The organism is Limnohabitans lacus, assembly GCF_030053395.1.
GTDB classification, from domain to species: domain Bacteria; phylum Pseudomonadota; class Gammaproteobacteria; order Burkholderiales; family Burkholderiaceae_C; genus Limnohabitans_A; species Limnohabitans_A lacus.
Genome location: NZ_JASGBH010000001.1, coordinates 131,632 through 155,884, shown reverse-complemented (window position 1 = coordinate 155,884; position 24,253 = coordinate 131,632). Strand labels below are relative to the sequence as shown.

Sequence of the window (24,253 nt, the reverse complement as noted above, 5' to 3'; positions counted from 1 at the left end):
TGGAAATCAAGCGGCCTTGTCCAGCCCCAGCAAACGCACCGCGTTGTCTTTCAAGATGCCGGGCATCACCTCGGGCTTGAAGCCCGCCACTTCAAAATCTTTCATCCAGCGCTCGGGCGTGATGAGCGGGTAGTCGCTGCCAAACAAAATGCGGTCTTTGAGCAGCGTGTTGGCGTACTGGATCAGCTGCTTGGGAAAGTACTTGGGGCTCCAGCCCGACAGGTCGATCCAGACATTGGGCTTGTGCGTGGCCACAGACAGCGCCTCGTCTTGCCACGGAAAACTCGGGTGTGCCATGACGATCTGCATGTCGGGCCAGTCGATGGCCACATCGTCCAGGTGCATGGGGTTGCTGTAGGCCAGGCGCAGGCCGCCACCGCAGCGCATGCCCGAGCCGATGCCGCTGTGCCCAGTGTGAAAGATCGCAGGCAGCTTGTACTCGTTGATCACGTCGTAAATGGGCCAGGCCATCTTGTCGTAAGGGTGGTAGCCCTGCACCGTGGGGTGGAACTTGAAGCCCTTGATGCCCTCTTCCTTGATCAGGCGCTCGGCCTCGCGTGCGCCCATCTTGCCCTTGTGCGGGTCGATGCTGGCAAAGGCAATCATCATGTCGCTGTTGTCTCGCGCGGCCTTGGCGATCTCTTCGTTGGGGATGCGGCGGCGGCCCAGCTGTGATTCGCTGTCCACAGTGAACATGACCAAACCGATCTTGCGCTCGCGGTAGTAGGCCACGGTCTCTTCAATGGTCGGGCGGCGGTTGCTGCCAAAGAATTTGTCCGCAGCGCGGTCGTATTCCTCACCATAGTTGTCAAAGGGGTTCCAGCAACTCACTTCAGCGTGGGTGTGGATGTCGATGGCGATCAGGTCTTTGTAATTCATGGCTTGCAGGTCTCCGTTGGGTGCCTCTGAACGATAGCCGATCTCAAAGGCAATGGCTTTAGCTTGCAGCGCTTGAGCGGGAATCAGCACCCAACCTAGGGAAACCCCCAAGCCGAAAAGCGCTCACCGCTGCGCACAATATCGTTATCAATAATAACCTTCTTGGCCTTTGGGTCAAGTCATTTAAGAGACCCAACCGATGTCCCAAGCAAGCAACCCCATCCTTGACCGTGCTGCAGCCAATGGCGTTGCTTTGGAGATGCAAGGCGCCGTCGCCGTGGTGCGTCTGTGCCGTCCTGCCAAGCGCAACGCCCTGTCTGACGGCCTGATCGAAGCCTTGCGCGATGTCTTTCAGAACCTGCCGCCTGAAGCCGGTGCCGCCGTGATCCACGGTGAAGGCGACCACTTTTGCGCAGGCCTGGACCTGTCTGAACTCAAAGAGCGCGACGCCGGTGAAGGCATCCACCACTCACGCAGCTGGCACGTGGCGCTCAATGCTGTCGAGCAAGGCCGTGTGCCCGTGGTTGCGGCTTTGCACGGCGCGGTGGTTGGTGGCGGTTTGGAGCTGGCCAGCGCCTCGCACATCCGCGTGGCCGACGAAAGCACCTTTTATGCCCTGCCCGAAGGCACGCGTGGCATCTTTGTGGGCGGCGGCGGCTCGGTGCGTGTGCCCAAGCTGATTGGTGCAGCCCGCATGACCGACATGATGCTCACGGGCCGTGTGTACAACGCGCAAGACGGCGAGCGCGTGGGCTTTGCGCAATACCTGGTGCCGACCGGCACGGCCTTGACCAAAGCCATCGAGTTGGCCACCCGCATCGCGACCAATGCGCCGCTGACCAACTTTGCCCTGACCCACGCCCTGCCACGCATTGCCGAGCAGCCTGCGGACCATGGCCTGTTCACCGAAGCGCTGATGGCCTCCATCGCGCAGTCCGCTCCCGAAGCCAAGGCCCGTGTGCGCGCCTTCCTCGAGGGCAAGGCCGCCAAAGTCCAAAAAGCCAACTGATCCGGCTGCAGGAGACCAAGCCATGAACGCCCCCCAATTCCGCCCCCTGAAGTTCGGCGTGACCCGCGTCACCCTGCGTGACGGCGTGCCCGGCACGCACTACCTCAAAGCCGATCAGGAACTGCAAGCTTTCCCCGAGCGCATGACCGACCGCCTGCAGCACTGGGCGCAGGTCAAGCCTGATCACAGCTTCATGGCCCGCCGCGTCAAACAAGCCGACGGCAGCACCGGAGACTGGCAACACATCAGCTACGCACAAGCCTGGCAGACCGCACGCAACATTGCGCAAGGCCTGATCGACCGCGGCCTCAATGCCGAGCGCCCCGTGGTGATCCTGAGCGAAAACAGCTTGGAGCACGCCATGCTGGCCTTGGGCTGCATGGTGGCCGGTGTGCCCTATGTGCCCGCCTCGCCGCCCTATTCGCTGGTGAGCGTCGATTACGACAAGCTCAAGCACGTGCTCAAAACCGTCACGCCCGGCCTGGTGTTCGCATCGGACGCCCGCTACGCCAAAGCCATTGCCGGCACGGTGAGCGCGGACATGGAAGTGGTGATGTGCGAAGGCGCCGTGGATGGCCGCCAGGTGACCACTTTCGACAGCCTGTGTGCAACTGCAGCCACGCCTGCGGTGGACGCAGCCATGGCCGCCACCGGCCCCGACACCATCGTCAAGTTTTTGTTCACCAGCGGCTCGACCAAGCTGCCCAAGGCGGTCATCAACACCCAGCGCCTGTGGTGCGCCAACCAGCAGCAAATGGCCCAGTCCATGCCCGTGCTGGCCGAAAAAGAACTGGTGCTGGTCGACTGGCTGCCTTGGAACCACACCTTTGGGGGCAACCACAACTTCGGCATGACCGTGTTCCACGGCGGCACCTTGTACATCGACGACGGCAAGCCCACACCGGCCTTGATTGGAGAGACCTTGCGCAACCTGCGCGAGATCGCGCCCACCGTCTACTTCAACGTGCCCACCGGCTTTGAAGCGATTGCCAACGCCATGAAAACCGACGACCTGCTGCGCAAAACGCTGCTGTCGCGGGTGCAGATGTTCTTTTATGCCGGTGCCGCATTGGCCCAGCCCATTTGGGACAGCCTGTACGCATCGCAAGAGCGCGAAATCGGCGAGCGCATCGTGATGGGCACGGGCCTGGGGATGACCGAGTCTGGCCCGTTCGGCATCTTCGTGACCAACCCCTTTGTGCAAGCGGGCGACCTGGGCGTGCCCACGCCGGGCCTGGAGCTCAAGCTGGTGGACATGCAGGGCAAGACCGAGGTGCGCTACCGCGGCCCCAACATCACGCCCGGCTACTGGCGCAACCCGGAAGAAACCGCCGGTGCTTTTGACGAAGAGGGCTTTTTCAAAACCGGCGACGCGGTCAAGTGGATCGACGAGACCGATGTGCACCTGGGCCTGAAGTTTGACGGCCGCATCGCCGAAGACTTCAAGCTGGCCACCGGCACCTTTGTAAGCGTGGGCCCGCTGCGCGGCAAGATCATTGCCGCCGGTGCCCCTTACATCCAGGACGCGGTGCTGACGGGCATCAACATGAAAGAAGTCGGCGCGATGATTTTCCCGACGCCCGCGGTGCGTGCTTTGAGCGGCTTGGGCGCGGATGTGCCGCTGTCCGAGGTGCTCGCCTCTGCCCCCGTGCTGGCCAAGTTCCAAGAGATCGTCAACACGCTGGCCCAATCGGCCACTGGCAGCGCCAACCGCATCGCCCGCCTGTGCCTGCTGTCTGAGCCGCCCACCATCGACAAGGGCGAGATCACCGACAAAGGCTCGATCAACCAACGCTCGGTGCTCACCCACCGCGCCGATACCGTGGCGGCGCTGCACGCCGACACGCTGCACTACACCGTCAAACCTCAGTGATCACCCTGTAGGAGCTTGCCCTGCAAGCGCCCACAAAAAACCGAAAGAACAAATGGCCTCCAAAGGATTTTTCAACGCGTTTGCCGATGTGTGGATGCACGAAGGTGTTCGCACGCCCATGGTCGATTACTGCGGTGCATTGGGTCACATCTCGCCCACGGACCTGGGCATCAAGGCGGCACGCGAAGCTTTGAAGCGCGCTGGCATTGCGGCCACCGAAATCGGCTCGGTCATCACCGGCAACATGGCGCCCGGCGACTTTGACCAGTTCTTCTTGCCCCGCCACATCGGCCTGTATGCCGGTGTGCCACAAGAAGTGCCGGCCATCATGACCCAGCGCATTTGCGGCACCGGCTTTGAGTTGTTCCGCCAAGCGGGCGAGCAGATCGAAGCGGGTGTGTGCGAGGCCGCACTGGTGGTGGGTACCGAGAGCATGACGCGCAACCCGATTGCCGCCTTTGACCACCGCACCGGCTTCAAGCTGGGCGCGCCCGTGGGCTTCAAAGACTACATGTGGGAAGCCCTCAAAGACCCGGCCGCTGGCATCAACATGATCCAGACCGCCGAGAACTTGGCCAAAAAATACAACATCACCCGCGAAGAGGTGGACCAGTTCGCGTCTGACTCGTTCGCCAAGGCCGTGGCCGCGCAAGCCGCCGGCTTCCATGCCGGTGAGATCGTGCCTGTGGTCACCGAAAAGTTTGAGCTCGAAGGCTACAAAGCCCGTGGCATCAAGTTGCAAGGCAAGGTCACCGAAGTGTCTGCCGACACGCACCCCCGCATCTCGCCGCCTGAAGTGCTGGCCAAGCTCAAGTCGGTGTACGAAGGTGGGGTGCAAACCGGTGGCAACAGCTCGGCTTTGGTCGATGCGGCTGCGGCCTGTGTGGTGACCTCCGGCGCGTATGCCAAAGCCCAAGGCAAAAAACCGCTGGCCCGTGTGGTGGCTGCGGCCGCTGTGGGCGTGCCGCCCGAGATCATGGGCATTGGCCCAGCGCCTGCCATTCGCCTGCTGCTGGAACGGACTGGCCTGACGCTGGACCAAATTGGCCGCTTTGAGATCAACGAAGCCCAAGGCGCACAAACGCTGGCCGTGGGCCGCGAGTTGGGGCTGGATATGTCCAAGCTCAACGTCAACGGCGGCGCGATTGCCCTGGGCCACCCGCTGGCCGCCACCGGCGTGCGCCTGACGATCACGCTGGCGCGTGAACTCCAACGCAGCGGCTTGCGCTACGGCATCTCGAGTGCCTGCGTGGGCGGTGGGCAAGGCATTGCCTTGCTGATCGAAAACCCGGAAGGCAAGTGAACAAAAAACGTGTTTTGTAGGAGCCAGCCCTGCTGGCGACAGTTCAGGTGCTGAGCCACTGGCCATCGCTTGCAGGCAAGCTCCCACAAGCCTTCAAAACTCAACAAAGGAAAAGACATGAACATCCAAGGACAAGCAGCTCTGGTCACCGGCGGTGGTTCTGGTTTGGGCGAGGCCACGGCCCGCGAACTGGCCCGCCTGGGTGCCAAGGTCGCGGTGCTCGACCTCAACATGGACAACGCTGAGCGCGTGGCCAAAGACATCGGTGGCTTGGCGGTCAAATGCAATGTGTCCGATCCCGACAGCATGCAGCAGGCCATCGAGGCCGCCGCCGCAGCCCACGGCCCGGCCCGCATCCTGATGCAGATTGCCGGCATCGGCTCGGCCAAGCGCGTGGTCGGCAAAGACGGCAACGCCGCCCCGCTGGAGGACTTCGCCAAGGTGATCAACGTCAACCTGATCGGCACCTACAACGCAGCGCGTTTGTTTTCGGCCGCCTGCGCCAAGCTCGATCCCATGGAAGACGGCGCCCGTGGCGTGATGGTCTTCACCGCCTCGGTCGCGGCTTTTGACGGCCAAGTGGGCCAACAAGCCTACAGCGCCTCCAAGGCGGGCGTGGTCGGCATGACGCTGCCCATGGCGCGTGACTTGGCCCAGCACGGCATCCGCGTGTGCACCATCGCCCCCGGCCTGTTCAAGACCCCATTGATGGAAACCTTGCCCGAGCCCATCCAGCAGTCGCTGGCCGCCAGCATCCCCTTCCCCGCACGCTTGGGCAAGCCCAGCGAGTTTGCCGAGTTGGCCTGCCACATCGTCACCAACAACCACCTGAACGGCGAAGTCATCCGTTTGGACGGCGCCCTGCGCATGGCGCCCCGCTGAAAGCAAGCCCATGAGCAAAACCGTTGTTTACGAAGTGCAAGTGATGTTCGGGGATTGCGATCCCGCAGGCATCGTGTTCTTCCCCAACTTCTCCAAGTGGATGGACGCATCGTCCCTCAACTTTTTCGTCCAGTGCGGCGTGCCGCCCTGGCGCGAACTGGTCAAGACGCGCGGCATCATAGGCACGCCGCTGCTGGAGATCAACACCAAGTTCATCCGCCCCGCCACCTATGGCGAAACCATCCAGGTGCACACCAGCGTGCAAGAGTGGCGCGAGAAGGTCATCGTGCACAAGCACGTGGTCATGCGCGGCGACACGGTGCTGTGCGAAGGCACCGAAGTGCGCGCCTTTTGCATCAAACACCCCGAGGACCCGGACCGCATCAAAGCGATCCCCGTGCCCGAAGACATCAAGGCCCTGTGCAGTTGAAACCCTACTGTTCAAGCCCCACCCATTGCCCTAACCTGTGTTTTTTTAACCCCCGAGGAGACAAACCATGAAACTCAAGAAAACCCTGCTGGCCTTGGCCATCACCGCCGTGTCCAGCACCGCTGCGCTGGCCGACATCAAGATCGGCGTGAGCCTGTCCTTGACCGGCCCCGGCTCCGGCCTGGGCATCCCGATGCAAAAACAGCTGCAGCTGTTCCCCAAAACCATTGGCGGCGAAAAAGTCCAGCTGATCATCTTGGACGACGCGACCGATCCCGGCAAAGGCGCGGCCAACGCACGTCGCTTTGTGACCGAAGACAAAGTCGATCTGATTTTTGGCTCCTGCATCACCGCCGTGGCGGCCGCCATGACCGACATCGCTGCTGAAGCGGGCACCGTCCAAATCGCTGGCTCACCCGTGGGCGTGCCACCTGGCAAGGACAAGTGGTTGTTCCGCCTGCCCCAGTCCAACACCGTGATGGGCCACGCCGTGGTCGAGCACATGAAAAAGCAAGGCGTCAAGTCCGTCGGCTTTTTGGGCTACACCGACGCCTATGGCCAGCAGTGGCTGGACGCTGTGGGCCCCATGCTGGACAAAGCCGGCATCAAGCTGGTCGGCACCGAGCGCTTTGCCCGCACCGACACCAGCGTGACCCCACAAGCGCTGAAGCTGACCGCTGCCAACCCCGACGCGATGTTGGTCGTGGCTTCGGGCTCCGGTGCCGCCATGCCTCAGATGGGTTTGGTCGAGCGCGGCTACAAAGGCAAGGTCTATCAGACACACGCCGCCGCCACACCTGACCTGGCCCGCGTGGGCGGCAAATCGGTCGAAGGCACTTTTGTGGTGTCCGGTCCTGCTTTGCTGGGCGACCAATTGGCCGACAGCCACCCCTCCAAGAAATTGGCTTTGGACTTTGTGCAGAAATTCGAAAAAGAATTTGGCGCCAACTCGCGCAACCAGTTCGCAGGTCATTCCTATGACTTCGAAATCGCTGTCGAGAAAGCCCTCCCCTTGGCGCTCAAAAAAGCCAAGCCTGGCACAGCCGAGTTCCGCTCGGCCGTGCGTGACAGCCTGGAAACCATGGGCCGCACCGTGTTCGCACACGGCGTCATGAACTGGACACCCGCTGACCACTGGGGCTACACGCTCGAAACCGGCGTGATGACCAAGGTGGTGGACGGCAAGTTCAAGGTCGAATAAGGCCTGATCGCATGCACAGAGGCCTCTCCTCATGGGAGCCCACCTCTGTGAATGGTTGCGCTTGAGCAGTGCGCCCGCCCAGGGGCTGGCGCACTGCTTTGCTTCTAACGGGCTCCTGCTGATTTTCCCCAAGGCTTCCCATGGACTTTTCCATCGCCAGCATCTTGCTGCTTGACGGTGTCACCAATGGTGCGATCTATGCCCTGCTCGGGCTGGCCACTGTGCTGGTGTTCACCGTCACCCGCGTGATCTTCATTCCCCAAGGTGAATTTGTCGCCTATGGCGCACTCACCCTGGCCATGCTTCAGACCGGAAAAACACCCGGCACCATCTGGCTGCTGCTGATCTTGGCTGGCGTGGCCGCTTTGATGGAATGGGTGGAGCGTTGGCACCACCATGGCAAGCCCTTGCGCGCCTTGCGCTCGGCGCTGAAGCTCTTGGTTTTTCCGGTGATCGTCTCGCTGGTGGGCATCTGGGCGGCCCCGCAAATGTTCCCCCTGTGGATGCAGGCCGTTTTGAGCGTGGCCATCGTCACCGCATTCGGCCCACTGGTCTACCGCGTGGCCTACCAGTCGCTCGAAGCGGCCACACCCTTGGTGCTGCTGATCGTGTCGGTGGGTGTGCACTTCGCCATGACAGGTCTGGGCCTGTTGTTCTTTGGTGCCGAAGGCTTTCGCAACCCGCCCTTTTGGGACGAACGGTTCTCGCTGGGCCCCGTCTCGCTCTCAGGGCAAACGGTGATCATTTTCGGCGTGTCCCTGGCATTGATTGTTCTGCTTTGGCTGTACTTTGAGCGGACCTTGCGCGGCAAGGCCTTGCGGGCGACCGCCGTGAACCGGACCGGCGCTCGCCTGATGGGCATCTCCAGCCACACTTCGGGCCAGCTGACCTTCCTCATGGCCGCGCTGATTGGCGCCTTGTCGGGCCTGTTGATCGGCCCGACCACCACCGTGTTTTACGACTCAGGCTTTCTGATCGGACTCAAGGGTTTTGTGGCGGCCGTGATCGGCGGCCTGGCCAGCTACCCCGGTGCCCTGGTGGGCGCTCTGTTTGTTGGCATCGTGGAAGCCTTTGGCGCTTTCTGGGCCAGCGCTTTCAAAGAAGTGATCGTCTTCACGCTCATCTTGCCCATCCTCCTCGTGCGCTCTTTGCGCAGTGGCCACTCGGACGAGGAACACTGACATGAACAAGCAAAAATTTTCCATTTGGTTGCTGGCCGCTGCGGTCCCGCTCATCGCCCTGGCGCCTCTGCCCGACTTTTGGATTGCACAACTGAACTACATCGGTCTTTATGCGCTTGTGAGCCTGGGCCTGGTGCTGCTGACCGGCATCGGGGGTCTGACCTCTTTTGGCCAAGCGGCTTTTGTGGGCATCGGCGCTTACACCACCGCTTGGCTCACGCTCAACACCGGCATGTCGCCCTGGCTGACCTTGTTGGTCGGTCTGTCGCTGACCGCTGTCAGTGCCCTGATCGTGGGCTTCATCACCTTGCGCATGTCGGGCCATTATTTGCCGCTGGCGACCATCGCGTGGGGATTGGCTTTGTACTACCTCATGGGCAACCTCGATGCCTTGGGCAAATACGACGGTCTGCTGGGCCTCAAGAGTTTGTCCATCGGCGACATCGACATCGGCCAAGGCCGCTTGTTCTTCGTGCTGACCTGGGCCATCTTGCTGGCCGGTGCGGTGGCCTTGCTCAACTTGCTGGACTCGCGTCCGGGTCGCGCCATTCGCTCGCTCAAGGGCGGTACACAAATGGCCGAGGCCATGGGCATCAGCACCTTCCGATACAAAGTCACGATCTTCGTCGTCGCCGCCTTGTTTGCCTGTGTGTCAGGCTGGTTGTTGGCGCATTTCCAGCGCACCGTCAACCCTTCGGCCTTCGGTCTGAAGATGGGCATCGAATACCTGTTCATGGCGGTGATTGGGGGTGTAGGCCATGTTTGGGGCGCCATCGTCGGTGCGGGCCTGATCAAGCTGCTCGACGATTACCTGCAGGTGGCACTGCCCGCTTTGATCGGCACCAGCGGCAGTTACGAAGTCATCGTCTTTGGCGTGGCCATGGTGTTGGTGCTCAAGTATCTGCCCGACGGTTTGTGGTCGGTGGTGGCCAAAAAGTTGCCCCGCCCACCACGCCGAGTCGATTGGCAAAACGCCAGCGACCTGCCCACACGCAGCAAACCCGCTGCTGGCGATGTGGTGCTCAAAGTCGACAAGATCCGCAAACAGTTCGGTGGCTTGACCGCTGTCAACGACATCAGCTTTGAGATCCAAGCCGGCCAGATCGTGGGCCTGATTGGCCCCAACGGTGCCGGCAAGTCCACCACCTTCAACCTGATCACCGGCGTCTTGTCCAAAACCAGCGGCCAGGTCTTGTTCCGCGGCAGCGACATCAGCGCTTTGCCCTCGCGGGACATTTCTCGCCAAGGCATGGCCCGCACCTTCCAGCACGTCAAGATGATCCCCGACATGACCGTGCTCGAAAACGTGGCGCTGGGCGCCTACACGCGGGGCCAAAGTGGCGTGCTCTCGTCCATGCTGCGCACCAACCGCGCCGAAGAACAACGCATGATGAAAGAGGCACAGCGTCAACTCGAACGCATTGGCATGGGCGCTTACATGCACGAGCAGGCCGGCAACCTGGCCATGGGCCCGCAACGCCTGATGGAAATTGCCCGCGCCCTGTGCTGCGACCCTGCCCTGCTGCTGCTCGATGAACCCGCTGCTGGCCTCAGGCACAAAGAAAAACAAGGCCTGATCCAGGTCTTGCGTCAGCTGCAAGGCGAAGGCATGAGCATCTTGTTGGTCGAACACGACATGGACTTGGTGATGGATGTCTGCGACGAGCTGGTGGTGATGGAATTCGGCACCTTGCTGACACGCGGCACCCCTGCCGAAGTACAAGCCAATCCGGCCGTTCGCGCCGCTTACCTTGGAACGGAACACTGACATGGCGACCCCTCTTCTCAAAGTCACCGACCTGCGTGCGGGCTACGGCAAAGCCGAAGTGCTGCATGGCCTGAGCCTGCAAGCCGACAAAGGCAGCGTGATCACCGTGATCGGCCCCAATGGCGCCGGCAAATCCACCTTGCTCAACAGCCTGATGGGCATCTTGCCGTCCAAGGGCCTGATCGAATTCAATGGGCAGTCGATCACCGAACTCACCCTCGAAGAACGTGTGATGCAGGGCATCGCCCTGGTGCCTGAAAAGCGCGAGCTGTTTGGCACCATGAGCGTGGAAGACAACCTGGTGCTGGGCGGTTACCGCCAGATGCGCCTGGGCAACGCGCAGTGGCGCGACCGCCTGGACGATGTGTACGACCTGTTCCCGCGCCTGAAAGAGCGCCGCCTGCAAGAGGCCGGCACCCTCTCGGGTGGCGAGCGCCAAATGTTGGCGGTGGGCCGCTCCCTCATGTCGCGCCCCTCGGTCTTGATGCTGGACGAGCCCAGCCTGGGCCTGGCCCCACTGATCGTCAAAGAAATTTTCTCCATCATCGAAACCCTGCGCCAAACCGGCGTGACCATCGTGCTGGTGGAACAAAACGCCCGCGCCGCGCTGGCCGTGGCAGACGAGGGCTATGTGCTGGAGATGGGCGAGATCGGCCTGCACGGCAAAGCCGCTGACCTGGCCCAAGACCCCCGCGTGATCGACACCTATTTGGGTGCCGCCAAAAAGTAATTGACCGGATCGAGCATGAACGCCTACCAACCCCGCACCGACGACATGCAGTTTGTGTTGTCCCGCGTGCTGAACGCCCCCGCCCAACTGCAAGCGCTGCCCGCCTTTGCCGAGGTGGACCCGGACCTGATGCAACAAGTGCTGGCCGAGGCAGGTAAGTTTGTGGGCGAGGTGATCGCCCCGCTCAACCGCGATGGCGATGAAATCGGTGCGCAGTGGCAAGGTGGCGCGGTCACCATGCCGCCAGGCTTCAAAGCCGCTTACCAGTCCTTCTGGCAATCGGGCTGGCCCGCGCTGGCCGCGAGCAGCGAAGACGGCGGTCAAGGCCTGCCCACCGTGCTCGAAGCCATGCTGTACGAAATGCTGAGCGCAGCCAACCACGGCTGGACCATGGCGCCCGGCCTTTTGCATGGCGCTTACGAGTGCATCAAGCACCACGCCAGCGACGAGCTCAAAGCGCAGTATTTAGAGAAAGTGGCCACCGGCGAATGGCTGGCCACCATGTGCCTGACCGAGCCGCATGCAGGCTCTGATTTGGGTCTGGCCCGTACCAAAGCGGTCCCCATGCCCGATGGCACCTATGCCGTGAGTGGCACCAAGATTTTCATCTCGGGTGGCGAGCACGACCTGACCGACAACATTGTTCACTTGGTCTTGGCCCGCCTGCCCGATGCCCCGCCCGGCCCCAAAGGCCTGTCGCTGTTCCTCGTTCCCAAGTTCTACCCCGATGGCAGCCGCAGCCGTGTGCATTGCGACCGCATCGAAGAAAAGATGGGCCTGCACGGCAGCCCCACCTGTGTGATGCGTTTTGACGAAGCGGTCTCTTCCATAGTGGGCGAGCCCGGCAAGGGCTTGGGCGCGATGTTCGTGATGATGAACGCCGCCCGATTGCACGTGGCCTTGCAAGGCATTGGCCTTTTAGACGCCGCTTGGCAAAAGGCCGATGCGTATGCGCAAGAGCGACGCCAGATGCGTGCGCCGGGCAAAGGCAAAAGCGCGGGCGAAGCCGACCTGATTGGCGAACACCCCGCCATGCGCCGAATTCTGGACACTCAACGCGCTTGGGTCGATGCCGGTCGTGTGCTGGCCTACCGCACCGCACTCGAGCTGGACCTGATCAAGCACAGCGCCGATGCAGAACAACAAGCCGCCGCCCAGCGCTGGTGCGCCCTGGTCACGCCGGTCATGAAATCGGTGTTCACCCACCAGGCCTTTCACGGCGGCAGCGACTGCCTGCAGGTGTTCGGTGGCCACGGCTATGTGCGCGAATGGGGCATTGAGCAAATCGTGCGCGACGCCCGCGTGGCCATGATTTACGAAGGCACCAACGAGATCCAGGCGATCGACCTGCTGGTGCGCAAGGTGATGGCCGATGGCGGCCAGAGCATGAACGCGCTGCTGGACACCCTCGCCGCCGACTTGCCGCAAGCGGCCAAGGCCAGCACATCGGCACAAGCCCGCATCCAGACGCTGCGTGCCGTGACCGCGCAGATCGTCAAAGCCGCGCCCCAAGACGCCGCTTTGCCCTTCCGTGTGGCCGACGACTACCTGCGTGCCGTGGCTTTGGTGCTGATGGACTGGGCTTGGTTGCGCATCGAAACCGGTGTCGATGCCGACACCCCCGATGCCAACACACGCTGGCTGGCACCGGCCAAAGCCTTGCGCCAGTGGGTGCTGCCCGAATTCCAGATGCGCACCTTCATCATCGTGCAGCAGTGCACGGCCGCAGGCGCCTGAAGGCCCAGCCATGGCCACCACCGCCAAAACGGCTACCCGAAGCCCTGCAGCCCGCAAAAGCAAAAAGTCCACGGAAGCCACAACGGCTGCCGTGGACCCCATCGACACCACTTATCTGCAAAGCCTGATGGGCTACAACGCCCGTCGTGCGGCGCTGAGCATCATCGAGTTGTTTCTAGAGCGGCTGGCACCCTACGGGCTCAAGCCGGTGGATTTTTCGGTGATGTCCACCATCCACCACAACCCCGGGGTGACCTCGCGCCAGCTGTGCGCAGCTTTGAATTTGCTGCCCCCCAATTTGGTGGGGCTGATCCAAAGTCTGGAGGCCAGGGGCCTGATCGAGCGCAAGCCGCACCCCCACGATGGGCGGGCCGTGGGTTTGCACCCCACCGATCAAGGCATCGCCTTGATGCAGCAAGCCGAACAAACCGCCTCCGACCTCGAAGTCGAAAAGACCTCGCGCTTGACGGCTGCCCAGCGCAAAACGCTGCTGGACCTGCTGCAAAAAATCTACCTCTGAAGCGCCGCGCCAAGCCGCAGCGCTGTGCCGATCACTTGCCCGTCGAGCGCTCGGCCAGGTAAATGTCGATGCGGCGGTTGCGCGCACGACCGGCTTCGGTGGCGTTGTCGGCAATCGGTTCACGCGAACCTCGGCCGTCGATGCTGATGCGGCTGCTGCTCACGCCACGGCCCACCAAATAGTCACGGGCACTTTGGGCGCGGTTGACCGACAAGGGGTTGTTGATCGCGTCGCTGCCTTTGTTGTCGGTGTGGCCCACGATCTTGACTTCCATCGACGTTTGCTGGCTCAGGCCTTGTGCGAACTGGTCCAAGATCGGGCGCAAATTGGGCTTGATGTCCGAGCGTCCGGTGTCAAAAGAAATGTCGTTCGGGATACTCAGCTTGAGCTGGTTGTCGGCGGTCTGAGTGACCACCGTGCCCGTGCCGGCTGTGGCCGCCTCCATGGCGCGTTTTTTGTCTTCCATGTTCTTGGACCAGATGTAACCGCCCAAGGCGCCCAGGCCAGCACCGATGGCTGAGGATTTCGCGTCGCGGCCCAGCACCTGGCCCGCAACTGCGCCGATCAAGGCCCCGGTGCCCGCCCCTTTTTGCTCGGGGGTGGCGGTGGCGCAGCCGGTCAGCACAATGGCCAGACCCGTGACGAGGCTGCCTGAGGCTTTGAGGGCGTTTGAAAATGTCATGTGAAATTCCTGTGTCTGAAGGGTGTTGAATTTAACCGTCCCAAGCAGGCAATACCGTGACGCAGCTCACAAGCTTGCAACAATTTTCTTCAGCAGCGCCCATGCCTGTAGGTGACAGCCGGCCTCTTGCAGCTCTGGCATGCTGAGGGTTCGATTTATCCACCACGCGAACACCATGACACATCCCAGCTTGCCCCATGACCACGCCCAAGCATGTTTGATTGGTCGCCTTTGGCAACCGGGCCTGGGGGCCACCTTGGTGGCCATCACGGCCCATGAGGTGTTTGACCTTTCGGCGCTGGCCCCCACCAGCAGCCAATTGCTGGAGCTGCCCAACCCGGCCGCGCAGGTGCGCCAAGTGATCGAGTCGGGCCTGGCGACCGCTGTGGCCAAGACGGCCGATGTGTTGGCCAACGCCCACGAGCCGCAGCGCGATGCCACAAAGCCTTGGCTCATGGCGCCTTGCGACCTGCAAGCCATCAAAGCGGCGGGTGTGACCTTTGTGGCCAGCATGCTCGAGCGGGTGATCGAAGAACAAGCCCGGGGCGACGCCAGCAAGGCCGAGGCCGTGCGCCAGGCGGTGGTGGCCGTGATTGGCGACAACCTGCGCAGCGTCAAGCCCGGCTCGCCCGAATCGGCCAAGCTCAAAGAAGTGCTGCTGGCCCAAGGCATGTGGTCGCAATACCTGGAGGTGGGCATTGGCCCGGACGCCGAAATCTTCACCAAATCCCAACCCATGAGCGCTGTGGGCACGGGCGCCCTGGCCGGCATCCACCCCGCAAGCCAATGGAACAACCCCGAACCCGAAGTGGTGCTGGCCGTCAACTCACGCGGCGAGGTGGTGGGCGCCAGCTTGGGCAACGACGTGAACCTGCGCGACTTTGAAGGCCGCAGCGCCTTGCTGCTGGGCAAAGCCAAAGACAACAACGCCAGCTGCGCCATCGGCCCCTTCATCCGCCTGTTTGACGCGCACTTTGGCATCGACGATGTGCGCCAATGCGACCTGACCCTGACCGTGAAAGGCCCGGAGGGCTTTGTCATGCAAGGCAGCAGCTCGCTGGGCCAAATCAGCCGCGACCCGCTGGACCTGGCGGGTCAAGCCATGGGGCCGTATCACCAATACCCCGACGGCATGATGTTGTTTTTGGGCACCATGTTTGCGCCCACGCAAGACCGGCACGGCCCCGGCCAAGGCTTCACCCATGTGGTGGGCGATACGGTGAGCGTGTCCACGCCCCAATTGGGCACCTTGACCAACACCATCACCACCTCCGACCAAGCGGCCCCTTGGGTGTACGGCGTGCGAGCCTTGATGCGCGATCTGGCCCGGCGCGGTCTGCTGGCATAATTTTGGGTTGGCCTGAGCCTTGCCTGCCGTTGGTGGCAGCGGGTTCTGCACTCTCTCCCAATTTATCCAGAAAGCCCACCATGAACACCACCCCCTCCGGTCTGCAATACGAAGACACCGTTGTTGGCGAAGGCGCTGAAGCGACCAAAGGCCAAGACGTCACGGTGCACTACACCGGCTGGCTTTACAAAGATGGCCAGCAAGGCGCCAAGTTCGATTCGAGCCGCGACCGCCGTGACCCCTTCGTGTTCCCTCTGGGCGCGGGCATGGTCATCAAGGGCTGGGACGAAGGCGTGGCCGGCATGAAGGTGGGCGGTCAGCGCACCTTGATCATCCCGTCCGAGCTGGGCTATGGCGCCCGTGGCGCTGGCGGCGTGATCCCCCCCAACGCGACCTTGAAATTTGATGTGGAACTGCTGGCACTGAGCTGATTTCCCCGCTGACATGCCCCATTGGGCGGCCATCAGCCACTTGAAACGCCTTGAAGAACCCCTATTTGTATGGGGTTCATTTCTCTTTTCCGGACATTGTTCATGTCAGACGCCACACAAAACCCCGAAAACAAGCCTTTGAGCGACGAAGAAGTCGCTGCCGCTGCCGCCATGGCGCCCACCGATCCGCTGGCCGATGCGCAAGCCGAACTGGCCAATTTGAAGGCCCAATACGCCGATCTGGCCGACCAGTATCTGCGTGCACAGGCCGATGTGCAAAACGCCCGCCGCCGCGCGGACGAAGAAATCAGCAAGGCCCGTAAATTTGCCGTCGAAAGCTTTGCCGACAGCCTGCTGCCCGTGCTGGACAGCTTGGAAGCGGGCCTGGCCATCCCCAACGCCACACTGGAGCAAATCCGCGAAGGCTCGGAAGCCACGCTGCGCCAGCTGAAAAGCGCCCTGGAACGCAACAAAGTGGTCGAGATCGCCCCTGCTGCGGGCACCAAGTTCGACCCCCACCACCACCAGGCCATCAGCGTGGTGCCAGCTGACCAAGAAGCCAACACCGTGGTCACCGTGCTGCAAAAGGGCTACCTGATCGCCGAGCGCGTGCTGCGCCCTGCGCTGGTCACGGTCACCGCCCCGAAATAAAGCCGCTCAAACCGCTTTTTTCGACACAAAAACCTTTTTTGGCGTGTGGGGACTTGAAAAGTTTCCACCCCACCCCACCTGCAGACCATCTGCACTTTCACTGAATTTTGGAGCATCAAATGGGAAGAATCATCGGTATTGACTTGGGCACCACCAACTCGTGCGTGGCCATCATGGAAGGCAACACGACCAAGGTGATCGAGAACGCCGAAGGCGCTCGCACCACGCCTTCGATCATTGCTTATCAAGAAGACGGCGAGATCTTGGTCGGCGCATCGGCCAAGCGCCAGGCGGTCACCAACCCCCGCAACACGTTGTACGCGGTCAAGCGCCTGATCGGCCGCAAGTTCGCCGAAAAAGAAGTCCAAAAAGACATCGACCTGATGCCTTACACCATCGCCAAAGCCGACAACGGCGACGCCTGGGTGGAAGTGCGCGGCAACAAATTGGCCCCCCCACAAATCAGCGCCGAGATCCTGCGCAAGATGAAGAAAACCGCCGAAGACTACCTCGGCGAAGAAGTGACCGAAGCCGTGATCACGGTGCCCGCTTACTTCAACGACGCACAGCGCCAGGCCACCAAAGACGCTGGCCGCATCGCCGGTCTGGACGTCAAGCGCATCATCAACGAGCCGACCGCTGCCGCTTTGGCCTTTGGTCTGGACAAGAACGAAAAGGGCGACCGCAAGATCGCCGTGTATGACCTGGGTGGCGGCACGTTCGACGTGTCCATCATCGAGATCGCCGACGTGGACGGCGAAAAGCAGTTCGAAGTGCTGTCCACCAACGGCGACACCTTCTTGGGCGGCGAAGACTTCGACCAGCGCATCATCGACTTCATCATTGCCGAGTTCAAGAAAGAATCCGGCGTGGACCTGACCAAGGACGTGTTGGCCTTGCAGCGCCTGAAAGAAGCCGCAGAAAAAGCCAAGATCGAACTGTCGAGCTCCGCTTCGACCGACGTCAACCTGCCCTACATCACCGCCGACGCCACAGGCCCCAAACACCTGAACGTCAAGCTCACCCGCGCCAAGCTGGAGCAATTGGTGGAAGAGCTGATTGAGCGCACCATCGCCCCTTGCCGCATGGCCATCAAGGACGCTGGCGTCTCGGTCTCTGACATCCACGACGTGATTTTGGTCGGCGGCATGAGCCGCATGCCCAAGGTGCAGGAAAAGGTCAAAGAGTTCTTCGGCCAAGAACCCCGCAAAGACGTGAACCCTGACGAAGCCGTGGCCGTGGGTGCTGCGATCCAAGGTCAGGTGCTCTCGGGCGACCGCAAGGACGTGCTGCTGTTGGACGTGACCCCTCTGTCTTTGGGCATCGAAACCCTGGGCGGTGTCATGACCAAGATGATCACCAAGAACACCACGATCCCGACCAAGTTTGCACAGACGTTCTCGACCGCCGACGACAACCAGCCGGCTGTGACCATCAAGGTGTTCCAAGGCGAACGCGAGATCGCCAGCGGCAACAAGCTGCTGGGTGAATTCAACCTCGAAGGCATCCCGCCAGCGGCCCGTGGCACGCCCCAGATCGAAGTGTCTTTTGACATCGACGCCAACGGCATCTTGCACGTGGGCGCCAAAGACAAAGGCACCGGCAAAGAAAACAAGATCACCATCAAGGCCAACTCGGGCTTGTCGGAAGACGAAATCCAGCAAATGGTCAAGGATGCCGAGCTGAACGCCGCCGAAGACAAGAAAAAGCTGGAATTGGTGCAAGCGCGCAACGCCGGCGAAGCCGCAGTGCACAGTGTCAAGAAGAGCTTGACCGAGCACGGCGACAAGATCGAAGCGGCCGAAAAAGAAGCCATCGAAGCCGCAGCCAAGGCATTGGAAGAGGCTTTGAATGGCGAAGACAAAGACGCCATCGAAGCCAAGACCGAAGCCCTGATGACCGCCAGCCAAAAACTGGGCGAGAAGGTCTATGCCGAGATGCAAGCGCAGCAAGCCGCCGCGGGTGCGGGCGCTGAGCAAGCCAAGCCCCAGGACGACAACGTCGTGGACGCTGAAGTCAAGGAAGTCAAAAAGGGCTGATACCCCTCCCCTTCTGCGGCAGCTGCCGCAGTCCCGCCGCGCAAGCTGGTTCAGAGTCCTGAATCACCTTCGCGGCGTTCTTGTTCTAACGGTTTGATTGCACATGGCCAAACGAGATTTTTACGAAGTGCTGGGCGTTGCCAAAAACGCCTCGGACGAAGACATCAAAAAGGCTTATCGCAAGCTGGCGATGAAGCACCACCCTGACCGCAATCAGGGCGATGCCGCCAAAGAGGCCGAGGCCAAATTCAAAGAGGCCAAAGAGGCTTACGAGATGCTGTCGGACCCGCAAAAGCGTGCGGCCTACGACCAACACGGACACGCCGGTGTGGACCCCAATATGCGCGGCGGTGCCGAAGGCTTTGGCGGTGGTTTCGGCGATGCGTTTGGCGACATCTTTGGCGACATCTTCGGTGGCCAAGGTCGCCGTGGCGGTGGCCGTCAGGTCTTCCGTGGTGCGGACCTCAGCTACGCGATGGAAATCACCCTCGAAGAAGCGGCCAACGGCAAAGACTCGCAGCTGCGCATTCCCGGTTGGGACGAGTGCGATACCTGCCACGGCTCGGGCGCCAAACCCGGCACCAGCGCCAAGACCTGCTCAACCTGCCACGGCTCTGGCCAAGTGCAAATGCGCCAGGGTTTTTTCAGCGTGCAGCAAACCTGCCCACACTGCCGAGGCACCGGCAAGATCATTCCCGACCCGTGCACCAGCTGCCACGGCCAGGGCAAGATCAAGAAACAAAAAACGCTGGAAGTCAAAATCCCAGCCGGCATCGACGACGGCATGCGCATCCGCAGCGCCGGCAACGGCGAGCCCGGCACCAACGGCGGGCCGCCCGGCGACCTGTTCATCGAGATCCGCATCAAGAAGCATTCGATTTTTGAGCGCGACGGCGACGACTTGCATTGCGCTGTGCCGATCAGCTTTTCCAAGGCTGCATTGGGCGGCGAGATCGAAGTGCCCACCTTGGGCGGCAAAGCGGCCATCGACATCCCCGAAGGCACGCAAACCGGCAAGCAGTTCCGCATCCGCGGCAAAGGCATCAAGGGCGTGCGCGGCAGCTATCCCGGCGATCTGTATTGCCACATCACCGTGGAAACACCCGTCAAGCTCACCGAACACCAAAAGAAGCTGCTCAAAGAGTTCGAAGACTCGATCCAAAAAGGCGGCGGCAAACACCAACCCTCCGGCGAAAGCTGGACGGACAAGCTCAAAGGCTTCTTCGGCGGCTGAAGGTCAGTCCTAAAGACAAGGGATTGAAGGGATCAAAAGGCTGTTTGACTTGCGTCAAACAGCCTTTTTGCTTTGGGCTCAGCATGCACAACATGACTGCCACCATCACATTCCTGGGCGGGGCCGACACGGTCACAGGCTCCAAATACCTGATCGAGCACAAGGGCCAGCGGCTGCTGGTCGACTGCGGCCTGTTTCAGGGGTACAAACAACTGCGCCTGCGCAACTGGAGCCCAATGCCTGTGTTGCCCAGCCAGATCAATGCGGTGATCCTGACCCATGCGCACCTGGACCACAGCGGCTACCTGCCATTGCTGGTCAAGCAAGGCTTCAAAGGACGGGTGCACGCCACCTCGGGCACCTGCGACTTGGCGGCCATCTTGCTGCCCGACAGTGGGCACATCCAGGAAGAAGATGCCTTCTTTGCCAACCGGCATGGCTTCTCCAAACATGCACCTGCCCTGCCCCTGTACACCAAGCAAGAAGCGATCAACAGCCTCAAACCATTGCATGCTGAGCACCAAGGCCAATGGTTTGAGCCCATCAAAGGCTGGAAAGCACGCTTTCAGCCCGCTGGACACATCCTGGGTGCAGCCAGTTTGCTGCTCGATGTGGCCGGACGTCGCATCCTGTTTTCGGGCGACTTGGGCCGGCCTGATGACCCGCTCATGAACCCGCCCGAGCCGCCGCCACAAGCGGACACCGTGCTGATCGAATCGACCTACGGCGACCGCCAACACCCGAGCGGCCAATTGTTTTCAGAGCTGGGCCCTTTGCTGCACAAGCTGGCCGCACGCGGGGGTGTGGCGGTGGTGCCCGTCTTTGCCGTGGGGCGTGCGCAAGCGGTGCTCCACACCATCGCACAGCTCAAAGCCGCTGGCGAGATCCCGCACGGTCTGCCGATTTTTCTGGACAGCCCTATGGCCATCCACTCCACAGCGCTGTTTTCAAAACACCCGGGCGAGCACCGCCTGAGCGATCAGGAAGTCCGAAACATGGACCGTGTCGCGACCATGCTGGAGACGCCCGAACAATCGAAGTCACTGGCGCATCGGCACGGGCCCATGGTGATCTTGGCGGCCAGCGGCATGGCCACCGGTGGGCGCGTGCTCCACCACTTGGCGCAGTACGCGGGCGACCACCGCAACATGATCATCTTGACGGGCTACCAAGCGCCGGGCACACGCGGGGCCTGCCTGGCCAGCGGCCGCAAGACCATCCGCATCCATGCGCAAGATGTGGCGGTGCGTGCCGAAGTGGTGCAAATCGAGTCTGCCTCTGCCCATGCCGATGCCAACCAATTGCTCAGCTGGTTACACAAGATGCCCAGTGCGCCTGGGCAGGTGTATGTGGTGCATGGCGAGCGCGAAGCATCCGACATGCTGCGCCAGCGCATCGAGCACGAAATCAAATGGCGGGCTCTGGTGCCCGAGCAAGGGTCGGTCTGGCCGTTGTAGCGCGAAGACATGCGGCCTTTGGCGAAGACAGCTCGTCGGACCTGAAGGTCCGACCTACAGGAAGCGGTCGAGCAGCTTGCGCGAGTGTTTGTCCATGGCCGCGAGGTCGCGGATCATGTACTGCACGCCATCGGCGTCGTTGATCAAGAGCACCGTGCCAGTCAGGCGGCGGATGTCTTCTTCGCCTTTGAGCAAGAACTGGGTGGTGCCGCGGTTGGTCACCACCGTCCAAGTGCTGGGCGTGGCAAAGCTGCTGACGCCTTCGAGCTTTTCGATCACAGGCAAAAACTCGCGCTCCGTCAGGGCCTGCAGCACCTGATTGCGCGCCGTCGGCGCCAACTGGGCCATGTGGTCAATCCACAGCAACTCATGGCCTTCGGCGTCCATCAAGGCCACGCCGCCCTCCGGGTCGGTGATCGGGTAAGCGCGAATGGCGGTCACGGGCGCGTGGCGCGTGCCATCGGCCAGCACCAAAGTCCAGCGGCCATAGGCATCGCGTTGCAAGTCAAATGCGTTCATGCGCTCACCTTTTGTTCTTCTGTGCTGCCGCCCAAGACCGCCTCGGCTTCGGCTTGGCGTTGCTGCGCTTCATACAGGCGCCAGTAAGCACCCTGGGCTTCGATCAATTCCTCGTGCGAGCCTTCTTCGACCACCACGCCTTTGTCCATGACCACCAGGCGATCGGCTTTGCGCAAAGTCGATAAGCGGTGCGCGATGGCAATCGTGGTGCGACCGCGCACCAGGTTGTCCAGAGCGCGTTGAATCTCTTTTTCGGTCTCGGTGTCCACTGCCGAAGTGGCCTCGTCCAAAATCAAAATGCGCGGGTTGATGAGCAATGCGCGCGCGATCGAGATGCGCTGGCGCTCACCACCCGACAAGCCCTGGCCGCGCTCCCCCACCAGCGAGTCATAACCCTGCGGCATGCGCAAGATGAACTCGTGTGCGTGCGCGGCGCGGGCAGCGGCCACGATGTCTTCGCGGGTCGCGCCGGGTTTGCCGTAAGCGATGTTGTCGGCGATCGTGCCAAAGAACAGGAAGGGCTCTTGCAAGACCAGGCCGATTTGGCTGCGGTAATCGGCGATTTTGAGCTGACGGATGTCGGTGCCATCGAGCTCGATCGCGCCTTCGGTCAGGTCATAAAAACGGCAGATCAGGTTGACCAAGGTGCTTTTGCCCGAACCGCTGTGGCCCACCAGTCCGATCATCTGACCGGGCTGGATGTCGAGGTTGAGCTGGCGGATCACGGCGCGGTTGCCATAACGAAAACCGGCGTCGCGCACCGTGATGCGCCCTTGCACCGGTGGCAGCGGCAAAGGATTGACCGGCTCGGGCACGCTGGAGACGTGGTCCAAGATGTCAAAAATGCGCTTGGCGCCCGAGGCGGCTTTTTGGGTGTGCGAGACGATGCGGCTCATCGTGTCCAAGCGGCCATAAAAGCGGCCGATGTAGGCTAAGAATGCGGTGAGCACACCCACGGTGATTTGGTCGTCCGAGACCAGCCAGATGCCAAAGCCCCAGACCACCAGCAAGCCCACTTCGGTCATCAGCGTGACGGTGGGCGAGAACAAGGCCCAGACCCGGTTGAGGCGGTCGTTGACCATCAGGTTGTGTCGGTTGGCGTCCTTGAAGCGGGTGGCTTCGCGGTCTTCCTGAGCAAAGGCCTTGACCACGCGGATGCCGGGGATGGTGTCGGCCAGCACATTGGTCACTTCGGCCCAGACGCGGTCGATCTTTTCAAAGCCGGTGCGCAGGCGTTCGCGCACCACATGGATCAACCAGCCGATGAAGGGCAGCGGCAGCAAGGTCACCATGGCCAAGGTCGGGTTGATGGTGAACAGGATGACCGCGGTCATCATGATCATCAGCACATCGGTCGCAAAGTCCAGCAGGTGCAAAGACAAAAACACGTTGATGCGGTCGGTTTCGTTGCCGATGCGGGCGATCAAGTCGCCGGTGCGGCGGTCGCCAAAGTATTCCAGCGAGAGCTTGAGCAAATGCTCGTAGGTGGTGGTGCGCAAATCGGCACCGATGCGCTCGGACACCAGGGCCAGGATGTAGGTTTTGGCCCAGCCCAAGACCCAGGCCAGCATGGCCGCACCCAGCAAGCCCAGCAGGTACATGGAGACCAACTGGGGGTCAATCGGTGCGCCGTTCTGGTACGGAATCAGGATGTCGTCCATCAGCGGCATGGTCAGGTACGGTGGGACCAAGGTGGCCGCCGTCGAGGCCAGTGTCAGCACAAAGCCCCCCAGCAAAGAGCGTTTGTAGGGCTTGGCAAAGCGCCACAGCTTGAGCAGGGTCCAAGTCGAGGGCGGTGCCAGGTCTTCGCGCCCGCAGCTGGGGCACTCGTCGTCGTCTTCGCGCATGACGGCCTGGCACACCGGGCAGACCGACACAGACAAGGCCTTTTGCAAAGGGCGGCCATCGCTGGCCATTTGGGCCATCTGGTTTTCGAACTGGCTGACCCAACGGGCCACCGCAGACTGCAAGCCCAAAGTGAAGCGCCAAACGGCCAATCGCCCCCCTGTGTGGGTCAGCTCCAGGGTGCCCACACCCGCATGGTCATTAAGTTTCAGGGCCAAATCGGGCTGCAAGGGCCAACTTTGCCAACTTTTTTCTGCATGACCGGGTGATAAAACCCGCCGATCGGTCAAAATAATGACATTTTTCGCAAACAGCAGTTCCCCATCGAGGTCAACCTCCAGCCAGGCTGAAACGTTTTCTTCTGATTGAAGATGCGCAGAAACCTCGGCCTGCCAAGCATCCGGAACCACCGAACGCGGCAAAACTGAAGAAGGTGTTGGAGTCATGAAGGTGAACCGCTAAGTGCCCCACACGCCAATTCGGCGAGTCGAGAAAAAACAACCATTGATTTGGCCAAAGACTGCAACAAAACTG

Annotated in this window: 21 protein-coding genes; 17 read left to right on the top strand and 4 right to left on the bottom strand. The window is 61.6% G+C overall.

Annotation, left to right across the window (positions count from 1 at the left end; translation table 11 throughout):
• Window positions 1-6 precede the first annotated feature (6 nt).
• The gene (locus tag QLQ16_RS00785; protein WP_283223112.1) at window positions 7-879 is read right to left on the bottom strand and encodes an amidohydrolase family protein; all 873 of its coding nucleotides are present in this window, start codon (window positions 877-879) and stop codon (window positions 7-9) included.
• A 259-nt stretch (window positions 880-1,138) separates the two neighbouring features.
• Between QLQ16_RS00785 and QLQ16_RS00780 the strand changes: the two genes are divergently transcribed.
• The 11 genes from QLQ16_RS00780 to QLQ16_RS00730 all read left to right on the top strand — a co-directional run bounded on the left by QLQ16_RS00780 (window position 1,139) and on the right by QLQ16_RS00730 (window position 13,513).
• Window positions 1,139-1,888 carry a crotonase/enoyl-CoA hydratase family protein gene (locus QLQ16_RS00780; protein ID WP_431310369.1) on the top strand — a complete coding sequence of 250 codons (750 nt, stop codon included), beginning with the start codon at window positions 1,139-1,141 and terminating at the stop codon, window positions 1,886-1,888.
• 22 nt (window positions 1,889-1,910) lie between these two features.
• On the top strand, window positions 1,911-3,761 hold the full coding sequence (locus QLQ16_RS00775) for a feruloyl-CoA synthase (RefSeq protein WP_283222780.1): 1,851 nt from the start codon (window positions 1,911-1,913) through the stop codon (window positions 3,759-3,761).
• Window positions 3,762-3,813: 52 nt separating this feature from the next.
• Complete coding sequence (locus QLQ16_RS00770; RefSeq protein ID WP_283222779.1) at window positions 3,814-5,064, top strand: thiolase family protein; 1,251 nt, start codon at window positions 3,814-3,816, stop codon at window positions 5,062-5,064.
• 117 nt (window positions 5,065-5,181) lie between these two features.
• The gene (locus QLQ16_RS00765; RefSeq protein WP_283222778.1) at window positions 5,182-5,946 is read left to right on the top strand and encodes an SDR family NAD(P)-dependent oxidoreductase; all 765 of its coding nucleotides are present in this window, start codon (window positions 5,182-5,184) and stop codon (window positions 5,944-5,946) included.
• A gap of 10 nt (window positions 5,947-5,956) precedes the next feature.
• Entirely contained in the window at window positions 5,957-6,376 is a 420-nt protein-coding gene (locus QLQ16_RS00760; RefSeq protein ID WP_283222777.1) for an acyl-CoA thioesterase, read from the top strand.
• A 67-nt stretch (window positions 6,377-6,443) separates the two neighbouring features.
• Window positions 6,444-7,577, top strand: coding sequence for an ABC transporter substrate-binding protein (locus tag QLQ16_RS00755; RefSeq protein ID WP_283222776.1), 1,134 nt, complete (start codon window positions 6,444-6,446; stop codon window positions 7,575-7,577).
• Window positions 7,578-7,717: 140 nt separating this feature from the next.
• Window positions 7,718-8,758 (top strand): branched-chain amino acid ABC transporter permease, encoded by a 1,041-nt coding sequence (locus tag QLQ16_RS00750; protein ID WP_283222775.1) that lies wholly within the window; start codon window positions 7,718-7,720, stop codon window positions 8,756-8,758.
• A 1-nt stretch (window position 8,759) separates the two neighbouring features.
• Complete coding sequence (locus tag QLQ16_RS00745) at window positions 8,760-10,526, top strand: branched-chain amino acid ABC transporter ATP-binding protein/permease (RefSeq protein ID WP_283222774.1); 1,767 nt, start codon at window positions 8,760-8,762, stop codon at window positions 10,524-10,526.
• 1 nt (window position 10,527) lies between these two features.
• A complete protein-coding gene (locus tag QLQ16_RS00740; RefSeq protein ID WP_283222773.1) occupies window positions 10,528-11,256 on the top strand; it encodes an ABC transporter ATP-binding protein in 729 nt (242 codons plus the stop codon).
• Between the two features lie 15 nt (window positions 11,257-11,271).
• Window positions 11,272-12,993, top strand: a complete 1,722-nt coding sequence (locus tag QLQ16_RS00735; protein ID WP_283222772.1) for an acyl-CoA dehydrogenase family protein — start codon at window positions 11,272-11,274, stop codon at window positions 12,991-12,993.
• Window positions 12,994-13,003: 10 nt separating this feature from the next.
• Complete coding sequence (locus QLQ16_RS00730) at window positions 13,004-13,513, top strand: MarR family winged helix-turn-helix transcriptional regulator (RefSeq protein WP_431310362.1); 510 nt, start codon at window positions 13,004-13,006, stop codon at window positions 13,511-13,513.
• A 31-nt stretch (window positions 13,514-13,544) separates the two neighbouring features.
• On the opposite strand, the gene QLQ16_RS00725 is transcribed toward QLQ16_RS00730, so the two are convergent.
• Window positions 13,545-14,195, bottom strand: coding sequence for a YiaD family glycine zipper/OmpA-like lipoprotein (locus QLQ16_RS00725; protein ID WP_283222771.1), 651 nt, complete (start codon window positions 14,193-14,195; stop codon window positions 13,545-13,547).
• 175 nt (window positions 14,196-14,370) lie between these two features.
• On the opposite strand from QLQ16_RS00725, the gene QLQ16_RS00720 reads away from it, so the two are divergent.
• The 6 genes from QLQ16_RS00720 to QLQ16_RS00695 all read left to right on the top strand — a co-directional run bounded on the left by QLQ16_RS00720 (window position 14,371) and on the right by QLQ16_RS00695 (window position 21,355).
• Window positions 14,371-15,543, top strand: a complete 1,173-nt coding sequence (locus QLQ16_RS00720) for a fumarylacetoacetate hydrolase family protein (RefSeq protein ID WP_283222770.1) — start codon at window positions 14,371-14,373, stop codon at window positions 15,541-15,543.
• 80 nt (window positions 15,544-15,623) lie between these two features.
• Window positions 15,624-15,974 (top strand): FKBP-type peptidyl-prolyl cis-trans isomerase, encoded by a 351-nt coding sequence (locus tag QLQ16_RS00715; protein ID WP_108371201.1) that lies wholly within the window; start codon window positions 15,624-15,626, stop codon window positions 15,972-15,974.
• Between the two features lie 102 nt (window positions 15,975-16,076).
• Window positions 16,077-16,625, top strand: coding sequence for a nucleotide exchange factor GrpE (gene grpE, locus QLQ16_RS00710; protein WP_283222769.1), 549 nt, complete (start codon window positions 16,077-16,079; stop codon window positions 16,623-16,625).
• Between the two features lie 119 nt (window positions 16,626-16,744).
• A complete protein-coding gene (gene dnaK, locus QLQ16_RS00705; protein ID WP_283222768.1) occupies window positions 16,745-18,664 on the top strand; it encodes a molecular chaperone DnaK in 1,920 nt (639 codons plus the stop codon).
• Between the two features lie 103 nt (window positions 18,665-18,767).
• Window positions 18,768-19,898, top strand: coding sequence for a molecular chaperone DnaJ (gene dnaJ, locus QLQ16_RS00700; RefSeq protein ID WP_283222767.1), 1,131 nt, complete (start codon window positions 18,768-18,770; stop codon window positions 19,896-19,898).
• A 92-nt stretch (window positions 19,899-19,990) separates the two neighbouring features.
• Window positions 19,991-21,355, top strand: a complete 1,365-nt coding sequence (locus QLQ16_RS00695; RefSeq protein ID WP_283222766.1) for an MBL fold metallo-hydrolase RNA specificity domain-containing protein — start codon at window positions 19,991-19,993, stop codon at window positions 21,353-21,355.
• Window positions 21,356-21,409: 54 nt separating this feature from the next.
• Here QLQ16_RS00695 and QLQ16_RS00690 read toward each other — a convergent pair whose 3' ends face one another.
• A complete protein-coding gene (locus tag QLQ16_RS00690; RefSeq protein WP_283222765.1) occupies window positions 21,410-21,874 on the bottom strand; it encodes a cyanophycin metabolism-associated DUF1854 family protein in 465 nt (154 codons plus the stop codon).
• Entirely contained in the window at window positions 21,871-24,165 is a 2,295-nt protein-coding gene (locus QLQ16_RS00685) for a cyanophycin metabolism-associated ABC transporter (protein ID WP_283222764.1), read from the bottom strand. Before QLQ16_RS00685 ends, QLQ16_RS00690 begins: the two co-directional genes overlap by 4 nt.
• Between the last annotated feature and the right edge of the window lie 88 nt (window positions 24,166-24,253).